Origin of the sequence: Nostoc sp. FACHB-888 (assembly GCF_014696655.1) — a bacterium.
GTDB lineage: Bacteria > Cyanobacteriota > Cyanobacteriia > Cyanobacteriales > Nostocaceae > Nostoc.
This window is the reverse complement of sequence record NZ_JACJQM010000148.1, coordinates 1-10,859: the sequence shown is the minus strand read 5'-3', so window position 1 is coordinate 10,859 and position 10,859 is coordinate 1. Positions and strand designations below refer to the sequence as shown.

Genomic DNA, 10,859 nt, shown 5'->3' with positions numbered 1-10,859 from the left:
ACGAACCCTGGTTAATGCCACTGCCAAACTCAATCTCTGCTTCATCAGGCTAATGATTAAGAGGCTTGCAGTACCTTCTTAGATGTCAAATGGGTTCTATAGGTAATCTTCCGTCAGTTGTCCATAACTTTAGTTTCGTATTAACATTGTAAGCCGAAACAATGGCATTGTCGGTCGATACAATCGCATTGTCAGCCAATACAATAAATTTGCCTTGCTAGGTTTTTCTACGGCGACGGTTTGTTTAGGAGTGTGAGATGAGACACCGCTACTTCCAAAATGCGATCGCCCTTCATACACTACTAAGGATACTGGTTATCCTTTTGAGAACCGCTATAAGATGAGTAAAAGGGTCTTCTACGTTTGGATAGAAATGACTGAGCAACGTGATGCTGACTCACCGTCAACTGATTCTCAGCAATTTAGTGAACCGACCAAGGGAGCAACTACCAAGTCGGTCGATAATTCCTGGACAAACCGGATTGGTGGTGTCTGGAATAAAGCAACAACACATCTAACGCAACTTCTACCCGTAGAACAAGTGGCACAGACGCTTGTTGGATGGTTTAGTGTGAGCGAAACTCAGGTTGCAGAGATTTTAGAGAAAGTTCGAGCCGAACTGCCAACTACTGAAGCACTGCTGATTGGTAAACCCCAAGCTGGAAAAAGTTCAATTGTCCGGGGATTAACGGGAGTTTCTGCCGAAATTGTTGGTCAGGGATTTCGTCCTCACACCCAACATACAGAGCGCTATGCTTATCCTTCCAATGACCTGCCGTTGCTGATTTTTACTGATACAGTGGGGTTGGGTGATGTTAAACAAGATACTCAATTAATCATTCAGGAGTTAGTTGGCGATTTAAAAAAAGAGACTCGTTCTGCTAGAATCCTCCTTCTCACCTTCAAAATCAATGATTTTGCAACTGACACGCTACGACAAATTGCTCAAAAGTTGCGCCAGCAGTATCCAAATATTCCCTGTTTGCTAGTAGTTACTTGCTTGCATGAGATTTATCCTCTTGATACCGTCGATCATCCCGCCTATCCACCAGATTATCAGGAAGTCAACCGCGCGTTTGCCGCAATCCAACAAGCCTTTGCAGGAATAACTGACCGCTCTGTACTCATTGACTTTACCCTAGAAGAAGATGGTTATAATCCGGTATTTTATGGCTTAGAAGCACTGCGAGATTCCTTAGCAGAACTACTCCCAGAAGCAGAAGCGCAGGCGATTTATCAACTATTAGATCAGGAAGAAGCTGGAAAGCAGCTTGGTAATCTTTATCGAGATGCTGCACGCCGTTATATTTTGCCATTTTCAATTATGTCTGCTACTCTTGCGGCTGTACCTCTGCCATTTGCGACAATGCCAGTACTCACTGCCTTGCAAGTGTCAATGGTGGGGCTGTTGAGTAAATTATATGGGCAAACAGTTACTCCATCTCAGGCGGGAGGCGTTGTGAGTGCGATCGCAGGTGGTTTTTTAGCACAGGCAATTGCCCGGGAGTTAATTAAATTTATACCAGGTTTTGGTAGTGCGATCGCAGCCTCTTGGGCAGCTGCCTACACCTGGGCACTAGGGGAAGCAGCCTGTGTTTACTTTGGTGATTTAATGGGAGGTAAGAAACCCGATCCTCAAAGAATTCAGTTGGTGATGCAAGAAGCATTTCAGGCGGCGCAAGAACGGTTTAAGGGGATCAAACGTTAAGACTTGCTTAAGCGAACTCCTATCGTAAATCTATTAACACTGCTATATTCAGTCTGGAATTCTAGCCTGTACATTTGTAGCTTTATTTAGCCGAAGAAATAAGAATACCCTAAATTGCTGTCCTTCCCCAATCACTAGTTCCGCCTCTATGCCCAACCTAAATCGCCGTCAGTTTTTATTGCGGAGTACTCTCGCGATCGCCGCGACTATCACCTACGATCAAGTACTTGGCTTTGTGAAATTTCCTAATCGCTTCTGGGAAAAGGATAACTTAAATGGCTGGGGATTTTTCGAGGATGAAGAACTGTGGCATACTACTTGGGATAAACCTGGAAAGACAGGTATTCTTCATGCCTATCTCAAAGGAAAAAAAGCTCTTGAGATGGATGCTTTTGAGGGCGAAGCTCAACAGAAAAAATTACTCCAGCATTGGGAAAAGTTTTTGCCTGGGGTAAATAATTACTCTGTCCAATCGCAGTTTTATTCATGGACAAAAGATATCTGGTCAAAAGGAGGCTGGGCCTATCCAACAGATGAATAGGAAAAGAAACTATTTCCAGAATTAGGGAAGTCAGAAGGAAAGATTTATTTCGCTGGAGAACATACTTCCAAAACGAGAGGCTGGCTTCAAGGAGCATTAGAATCTGGACTTAAGGCTGCTAAAGAAATTCACTTTGCTGGCTCTACCGTTCCTTTGATGAAAAGGTGACACCTCATATAGGCATTAGGGACTTCCAAATAAAAAAATATACCATCGTTATAGAGGCAGGGGGCAGGGAGCAGGGAGCAGGGGGAGAGAAAGTCGTAGTAAAATCCAGAAATTTGGATAATTTATTTTTTGGAGTTCCCTTACTGAAATTAAAGAAGGCAAAAGCCAGTCTCGACGAAACTTGTGTCATCGAGACTGCCTTTCTTCACGAATTTTCATTTGTTGTGCTGAAATGCAAGTTCATAATCCACTAAACTCCAGCCATCAAACTCACGCCCTAAACTTTCTCCTTTGCTGCTGGCACAATCCCAAACTTGTTTAAACCTGTATCGATTTCTTTAAGTAGTTTAAAATCCACCTCTGGCAAAGGATAGCTGCTACTGCTGAACAAACCCCCACTAACAGCAGGCTGCTTTTCTAAAAAAGAGAAAGCTTGGCGAAACTGATTTGGTTCAGCTTTAATCGGTGAATCAAAGTGGCAAGGAATAATCCACTCGAAGTCCCAACTTGCAACCTTATCAGCCCAGTCGATGGTTTCTTTCGGTGCGCGGTTGAGAATCAGCGTCTGTAAAATTGGCGCGACAAACAAACGCCCATCACCTCGCAAAGCATCAAACGATCGCTGCCAATCTGGATGCCATTTAAAAGGATACAATCCAAAATAAGCTTTCTTTGAGCGTTCTGGTGCTTTCAAGGCATCTTGCAATACCTGACTCCATTGGCGGATATTTAGTGCATTTGGTTGAAAGTACAAAGCAAACAAAGAGATGCGCTGCCAACCCTTACGGCGATTTACTTGAATGTCTGCAACAATATCAGTAGCATCATCCTTGGCATGGAATAGTAAGGGATATGGATCTAAAAGTGCGATCGCAGGTGGATCTTCTGGGATAGAAAGTACAGAATCTGTTACTAAAAGAGTATGGGATCGCTTGTGGAAAAAAGCAACTTCTGCAAACCGGCCAGGTCCAAGCTCGATGGGCCCCAGCATTGCATAATCAAACTCGTCAGCAAAAGGAGTTTTGCTACTATCTTCTGGGAGTACTTGAGTTCGTTTTGGAGGTAAGCCAAGCCAGCTAAGTGGGAGATTTAGCGGGAAACTCCACTGATGGGGAGCCACAAACACCTGTGCAACCGGAAAGTATCTAGCAAAGGGGCCGACGAATACTTTATGTTCTATACCGGAGATAGTTGGCAGGATAATGTACTTAACATTACCGTGTTCCGCCACCAACTCATTCACAAGCCGGATACACTCTGGGGTTGGTGCAACAGGCGCATAGATGAGAAGACCCCCGGCTTCCAGCTTAACAACAGTCATACGAATCGGTACAACAACGTAGAAAATGCCCTGAATCTGGTCAAAATTCCAGATTGTGTCTTTGACCACTTCTTTACGGATTGTCTGGCGCCTGCCATAAGGGTAGAGTGGCACAACAGGCCATAATCCCCACGAAAAGTCTTTTGGATTTATCTGTTGTGCATTGACTATGCGTTCATCATCAGCCACTCTGCAACCCCTCCAAATTCCCTGCTCAAATTGTTCTTATTTGCTACCCCCAAAGTTGGAGTTTAGCAAATTGTTGAGATAATAACCTAGCTTTTAACAAAACTGTTGATACGCGCACTTCGGGCGCACAGATGTCCACCCCTATTAACGGTCTTCATTGGTCCATTTAAAAGTCCCACTTATACCAATTCGCTAAATTTTTGATGGTATTTTAACTTGAAACCTATTTTAGCTATTAATAATTGAGGACGAAAATAATTAATTATTAAGAGAAGGTAGAAGAGGAGAAGCTAAAATCTGAGTAAGAGTGCGATCGCATTAACACCCACATGACTAATTTGTCAAACTTGAATGGAATAGATACGCATAATGGATAGCCTCCTTTTAGAACGCCCAAGCCAAGCAAACACTGGTTACAAAAAGCTCTTAGACATCAATCTTGACTTTTTAGCAGGCTCCTACAAAAGGAAAACAGTGCTAGTGAACTTAGAAGTTATTGATGAAGATATAGTTGCTAACTTAGACAAAATACTGGAAATTAAACCAGATTTGTACGAAGCCTGGTACAACCGGAGTATTGCGCTGGTAAATTTAGGTAGCTTAGAAGAAGCGATCGCTAACTTAGACAAAGCTCTGGCAATTAAACCAGATTTGTATGAAGCCTGGTTCAACCGGGGCATTATAGTAGGATGTTTGGAACAGCCAGAAGAGGCACTTGCCAGTTATGATAAAGCTTTGGAGATTAGACCCAACAAATACGAAGCATGGTTTAACCGAGGGATTACGCTGTATGACTTAGGGCGTTTAGAAGATGCTGTTGCTAGTTTTAACAAAGCCATTCGACTCAAATTTAACGATTACTGGAGTTGGTACAATTTGGGTATTGTACTCTATGACTTGGGACAATTTGAAGAAGCAAAGAATAGTTTTGATAAAAGTATAAAATTGAACCCCAATATTTATAAAGGCTGGTATTGTCGAGGTATTACACTTGGGCAATTAAAACGCTTGCAAGAAGCAATCATTAGCTTTGATAAAGCCTTAGAATTGAAACCGGATTGGTACGAAGCTTGGAAGTATAGAGGTATCACACTGAGAAAGTTAGAACGTCTTCCAGAAGCAATTGCCAGTTTTAACAAGGCTATTACAATTAAGTCTGATGACTACGGAGACTGGTATAGCCAAGGCTATATGTTGTTGAAGCTGAGACATCTTGAAGAGGCTATTGCTAGCTTTGACAAAGCTTTAGAATTAAAACCTGATTATGCAGATGCTTTTTATAATAAGGCATCTTGTTATGCGTTGCAGAGAGATATCGAACCAGCAATTGATAATTTGCAAAAAGCAATTAATCTGAGTAATGTCCAATATTTAAATATGGCAATAAATGACTCAGATTTTGATCTAGTTCGGGAAAGTGAGCGGTTTCAGGCTTTGATTCAGACAAAAAATGATTGGGAAGATAAAGAAGAAATAGATGAACAAGAATGGCTTAAAGCAGCAGCGAGTAATCCAGTCTTTGATTTTCTAAAAGATCGTGAAGAAGATATTTACACCTTAGCCGATGGGAAGCCATTCAATGACTAAGGGTAAAATTGTTCTCGTACCTTTCCCATTCGATGATTTATCAGCTACTAAATTGCGTCCAGCCATTTGCTTGACTAATCCAGTGGGATCTTACAAACATGTTATCCTTGCTTTCATCACTAGTAAGATTCCATCTGATTTAATGGAAACTGACATTGTATTGGATACCAATCATCCTGATTTTGCTGCCAGTGGGTTAAATAAACCATCGACTATTAGGCTGGATCATTTGATGACAGTTCGTAAATCGCTGATTAAGCGTGAACTGGGTACATTGTCATCGGATATGCAAGATTTAATTGCTAAAATGCTGTGCAAGCTATTAACATAGCGTTTCTGTCTTTGATGCAACACGCATTAGGAATATTGCTGTACCCTTACCAAGGGTACGCCAGTTTGCTCAAGTCTTTTAACCTGCCCATGTGACTTGCTCTTACTATTGCACGCAACTAAAAATACAACAGCGATGACTCACTATATTTTAAAAGCTACTAAAGAAACCGTGCATTTGGGTGGTTTCTCCCATCTGCTAGAACCAGCACTTACTATTAATTCAGGTGATACGGTTGATGTGGAAACTTATACTGGTTACTACGTTTATGACAAAGCACCACCTGAATTTGTCACACCAGAATTTCTTGACATCTGCCAAAATCTTGTAGCAGAACGCAAAATTGCTGGGGGGCCGCATTTACTCACAGGGCCGATTTATGTGCGCGATGCAGAACCAGGGGATGTTTTAGAAGTACAATTAGATGCGATCGCACCTCGTTTACCCATCGGTTTCAATGCCATTCGTACAGGTTGGGGAGCTTTACCACATCAGTTTCCTCAACCTGCGTTGAGATTCATTCCTCTAGATTTAGTAAACAATATCGCTGAATTTCCGGCGGGTACTGGCATAAAAATTCCCCTCAAACCGTTTTTTGGGATTCTTGGTGTCGCTACTCCAGAAACTTCTCGAACTTCTGTCCCGCCAGGTTCTTACGGTGGTAATATCGACAATCGAGAATTACAAGCTGGTTCTCGTTTATTTTTGCCGATTTTCGTACCAGGCGCATTATTTTCTATTGGTGATGGGCATTCCGCGCAGGGAGATGGTGAAGTAAATGTCACCGCGATTGAAACTTCTATGAACGGTAGAATTACCCTCAAACTTCGCAAGGATTTACAACTAACAACACCAATTGCCGAAACTCCAACTCATATCATTACAATGGGGTTTGCTCCAACCTTAGATGAAGCCTTAGAACTGGCTTTAAAAAATATGATTGATTTTCTGGAACACTTTGCAAATTTATCGCCAGAAAATGCTTATGTATTGTGTAGTTTAGCTGTGAATTTTCATATTACTCAAGTTGTGAACAGTCCCCACAAAGGTGTGCATGGAATGCTACCTAAATCAATTTTGTCTAAAAATATCAAGTTATAATTTGTGAAAACTGACAGGCTCAGATTCGCGATTGATTTAAGAAGTCCGAAATCTTGTTGATCAGGAAGCTTGTAAATTTATAGGTGCTATATCTTTCCAAGACTCTGATTCATTAGCAGCGCACCAAAGATCATATTTTTGTTGTAGATTTAACCAAAGTTCAGGAGTAGTTTGCAAGGCGGTAGCCAAACGTTCTGTTAACGAACAGCTTTCAAGGTATCGTAAAGTAGCTTGTAGCGCTTAAACCCTACTTCATACAAAACATTTGCCTGCGGTTGTACCACAATACTATCTTGCGCGAAGATATTGAGTGCAGTTTCTAAGTTCGGGTATGCACCAACCCCTACCATTGCTAAAATAGCTGCTCCGTAAGCGGCTCCTTCTTCGGCTTTGGGAGCAATAAGTTCTGTTTGCAAAACATCTGCTAAAATTCGTAACCAAATATTAGAGCGTGCCCCTCCACCCGTTGCCAAAAGTTGATCCACAGGAGCGATCGCGCTAATAACTTCCAAGGCTGAACGCAAGCTGAATGCAACTCCTTCGAGAACAGCACGAATTATATCTGCTGGCGTATGAGCTAATGACAAATTCACTAAAGCACCGCGAGTATCTGGATCGAGGTGAGGACTGCGTTCTCCTGAAAGGTGGGGTAGAAATAGAACACCACGCGCACCAGGCTGCGATCGCTCTGCCATATCCATCAGATCGGTGTAGGATATCTGCGGTGCAAATGTATCTCGATACCAACGCACAGAACCACCTGCTGCTAGGGTCACTCCTAGCAGATGATAGCCACCATCTACATGACAGAACAAATGTACCCGACCTTCTGGATCGGGAATTGGGCGCTCGCACGGTGCAAAAATAACTCCTGATGTGCCAATACTCAAACTACCCCGGTTCAGGTTGCTTGATGAGATGCCCAAACCGATTGCTGCTGCGGCATTGTCACCTCCACCTGCAACCACAGGTAATCCAACGGGTAATCCCACACGGGCGGCTATTTCTGATTTTAGCCGTCCGGCGATCGCCGTAGATTTGATGACTGGGGGAAACAACGCTGGATTAATATTGAGAGCATGGAGAATATCTGTATCCCATTGCCGATTCGCTAGATTCAGACACCCGACACCAGACGCATCAGATGGTTCTGTAACTGGTTCGCCGGTTAGCACATATCCCAGATAATCTTTTGGCAAAAGAATCTGCCACAACCGAGTGTATGCTTCTGGTTCTTCAGTCCGCAACCAGATGAGCTTCGGCAGTTGAAAGCCAGTAATTGCCGGATTTCCAGTGCGCTGAATTAATTCCTGACGAGGAATGGTGGCTTCAATCTCAGCAACAGCTTTACCCGTGCGCTGGTCGTTCCACAAAATTGCTGCTCTAATTGCTCTCCCCTCTACATCGAGAGGAACCATGCCATGCATTTGTCCAGACAAACCGAGGGCAATCGGCTGATGTCCGTTTAGTTGTTGAGTAACATCGAACAGAGCATCCAAACTTGCTTCGACCCAATCCGATGAATTTTGTTCCGTCCAACCAGGTTGTGGAGTTAACAAGGGATAGCTTCTGGTTGCCTGAGCGATAATTTGCCCTTGCAGGTCAACTGCGATCGCTCGTACTCCTCCTGTACCCAAGTCTAAGCCAACTACAATGTCAGTCAATTGCCCCTCCCAAGTTATACGCTCTATACTGCGATAAATCGCCAAAAATCTCAGTCAGATTAAGCGATCGCAACAATTACAAACTCTGCATCAAAAGCATCGGTTGTCTGTGGCACTGCAACAATGCATAAATGCTTCTTTGGTTTGTCGTTCATTAACAGTTATGTAACTCTAAATTAAATTATCTCTATTGATTTTATTTTATGGTAAACAATCGGTTGTGACAAAATCTAGTTAATATTAATTAGCTTGGCTCAAATTATCTTGTTAGAATCCAAATGCTTTATTCTCGTCGTTTGCAACTGCAATTAAAATATTTCAATATTCTCATCGCAGTACTAACTTTTATTTTCTTTATCTGGTTAACTCCTGTCATTGCTCAAGCATTAACCAAAGCTCCAGTTATCTTGGATGGGCAACAGCTTTTTCAGATCAGCGATTCTGGCCAGTATAGTGCTAAAGAACGGACAATTTTAATCAATTTACAACTAGAAAATGCGATTCAAACTTCTGAATCTGTTCAAGTTAAAATTGAAAAACGTAACCAGCTACCTACTATTTTGCTAAATGACCGCTATTTGTTAACAGTTACAGAACAAGATACTGTTCCAGGTAGCACAGTTGATGAGCAGGCAAGGATTTGGGGGCAGCAAATTGAAAAAGCGTTACAGCAAGCTCGCTTAGAGCGAACTAGAACCTATCTCCAACAAACAACTTTTGTAGCAGTAGCAATTTTACTCATAACTGCCGCATTCAGTTGGCTATTAGGATGGATTAAGCATCACTTTTTCCGAGTAGCATCACAACGCTTAACTACTCCTAACAATGAGATACCAAATTTGGAACTACTAAAATTATTGGAGTTATTTTTCAAATTAGTGTTGGCGAGTATGCGTATTGCACTTTGGATAAGTGCGATTCTTTATATCACTAATCTCTTTCCTTTCACTCGTCAATGGAGCTACCAAATTTCAAATATCCTGAGCAGCAGTTTCACCTCACCTATTCTGACATTAGGCAAGAATCCTTACTCTCTTACTGAATTAATAATTTTAATTGGTTTGTTGTTTAGCTTAGTTATCTTTGCTGGAACTTTAACCAATTTTTTACGTTCTCGCATTCTATCTTTTACTGGGATCAATCGTGGCGCTCAAGAAGCGATAGTAATACTTTTCAAATATGGTCTAATTTTTATTGGCACACTAGTACTGCTACAAATTTGGGGGCTTGACATTAGCTCTTTGACAATTTTAGCAAGTGCTTTAAGTGTTGGAATTGGCTTTGGCTTACAGGATATTGCTAAGAATTTTGGCAGTGGTTTAGTACTAGTATTTGAGCGTCCGATTCAGATTGGAGATTTTGTGGAAGTTGGGGAATATACAGGTACTGTCGAGCGAATAGGTGGCAGAAGTACCGAGATTCGGACTCTTGACCACGTTTCAATCATTGTACCCAACTCTCGCTTCTTGGAAAAAGAAGTAATCAACTGGAGCCATCGTAACCCGATTTCTCGCCTTCATCTCCCCGTTGGCGTTGCTTATAGTTCAGATCCCAAAGTCGTGCAAGCTGCTTTGTTAGAAGCAGCCTCTAAGCATCCCAATGTATTGCAGGCTCCTTCTCCTTTAGTACTGTTTAAAGAGTTTGGTAACAATACCTTAAATTTTGAGTTATTGGTATGGACTGCGGAACCTAATAAACAATTCTTGCTCAAAAGTGATTTATACTACAATATATACGAAATATTACAGCAAAGACAAATTGAAATTCCTTTCGCTCAGTTAGATTTACATATGCGTTCTGGCACGTTGGAATTTACGCCAGAAATGCAGTTAGCCTTAATGCAAATGTTTGAACGATTATCAAATCATCAAAAACGCATAGATCCAATCAATCCAAGTCAAAATCAAAAGTAAATTCGGAATCAGTATCCCCCTCAGGGCGGCCGCATCATATCAATAAGCAACGTCTATTCTCAATAGAGCTAAAAATAGTTTCATTAACTCTTGCTTATTGCGAAAATTTTAGGCGTTGGCATAGCCCGCCGCAGGCATCGCTTTGGGGCTTAAAAAATAATCAAACGCGAAATCCTAATTTTTTCGTTGGTTCTTAACCTTCGTTGTGAGTAAGAATAATAGACCTCTTGCAGAACAGGGCGAACGCATCTTATTTACTAATAAAAACTAAGAAAGATTTCAAAATGACATAAATAATTGTAGAAATTGAGTGAATGATAAACAAAATAAATCAAA

General features: G+C 41.7%; 8 protein-coding genes. 6 read left to right on the top strand and 2 right to left on the bottom strand.

The window, feature by feature from the left end:
• The first annotated feature begins 373 nt into the window (after nucleotides 1-373).
• Both H6G26_RS34045 and H6G26_RS41930 read left to right on the top strand, forming a co-directional pair.
• Entirely contained in the window at nucleotides 374-1,708 is a 1,335-nt protein-coding gene (locus H6G26_RS34045) for a 50S ribosome-binding GTPase (RefSeq protein WP_190735487.1), read from the top strand.
• 148 nt (nucleotides 1,709-1,856) lie between these two features.
• Nucleotides 1,857-2,249, top strand: a complete 393-nt coding sequence (locus H6G26_RS41930; protein ID WP_199327209.1) for an FAD-dependent oxidoreductase — start codon at nucleotides 1,857-1,859, stop codon at nucleotides 2,247-2,249.
• Between the two features lie 445 nt (nucleotides 2,250-2,694).
• Here the strand turns inward: H6G26_RS41930 and H6G26_RS34035 are convergent, their stop codons facing one another.
• Nucleotides 2,695-3,927: a DUF4336 domain-containing protein gene (locus tag H6G26_RS34035; RefSeq protein WP_190735480.1), complete on the bottom strand. Its 1,233-nt coding sequence runs from the start codon at nucleotides 3,925-3,927 to the stop codon at nucleotides 2,695-2,697.
• A gap of 369 nt (nucleotides 3,928-4,296) precedes the next feature.
• Between H6G26_RS34035 and H6G26_RS34030 the strand changes: the two genes are divergently transcribed.
• From H6G26_RS34030 to H6G26_RS34020, 3 genes are all read left to right on the top strand, one after another.
• Nucleotides 4,297-5,514 (top strand): tetratricopeptide repeat protein, encoded by a 1,218-nt coding sequence (locus tag H6G26_RS34030; protein ID WP_190735477.1) that lies wholly within the window; start codon nucleotides 4,297-4,299, stop codon nucleotides 5,512-5,514.
• On the top strand, nucleotides 5,507-5,845 hold the full coding sequence (locus H6G26_RS34025; protein ID WP_190735475.1) for a type II toxin-antitoxin system PemK/MazF family toxin: 339 nt from the start codon (nucleotides 5,507-5,509) through the stop codon (nucleotides 5,843-5,845). The genes H6G26_RS34030 and H6G26_RS34025 overlap by 8 nt, the downstream gene beginning before the upstream one ends.
• Nucleotides 5,846-5,980: 135 nt before the next feature.
• Nucleotides 5,981-6,946 carry an acetamidase/formamidase family protein gene (locus H6G26_RS34020; protein ID WP_190735473.1) on the top strand — a complete coding sequence of 322 codons (966 nt, stop codon included), beginning with the start codon at nucleotides 5,981-5,983 and terminating at the stop codon, nucleotides 6,944-6,946.
• Between the two features lie 197 nt (nucleotides 6,947-7,143).
• Here the strand turns inward: H6G26_RS34020 and xylB are convergent, their stop codons facing one another.
• Complete coding sequence (gene xylB, locus H6G26_RS34015; protein WP_190735471.1) at nucleotides 7,144-8,610, bottom strand: xylulokinase; 1,467 nt, start codon at nucleotides 8,608-8,610, stop codon at nucleotides 7,144-7,146.
• A 278-nt stretch (nucleotides 8,611-8,888) separates the two neighbouring features.
• Between xylB and H6G26_RS34010 the strand changes: the two genes are divergently transcribed.
• Nucleotides 8,889-10,523, top strand: coding sequence for a mechanosensitive ion channel domain-containing protein (locus H6G26_RS34010; RefSeq protein WP_190735469.1), 1,635 nt, complete (start codon nucleotides 8,889-8,891; stop codon nucleotides 10,521-10,523).
• Nucleotides 10,524-10,859 lie beyond the last annotated feature (336 nt).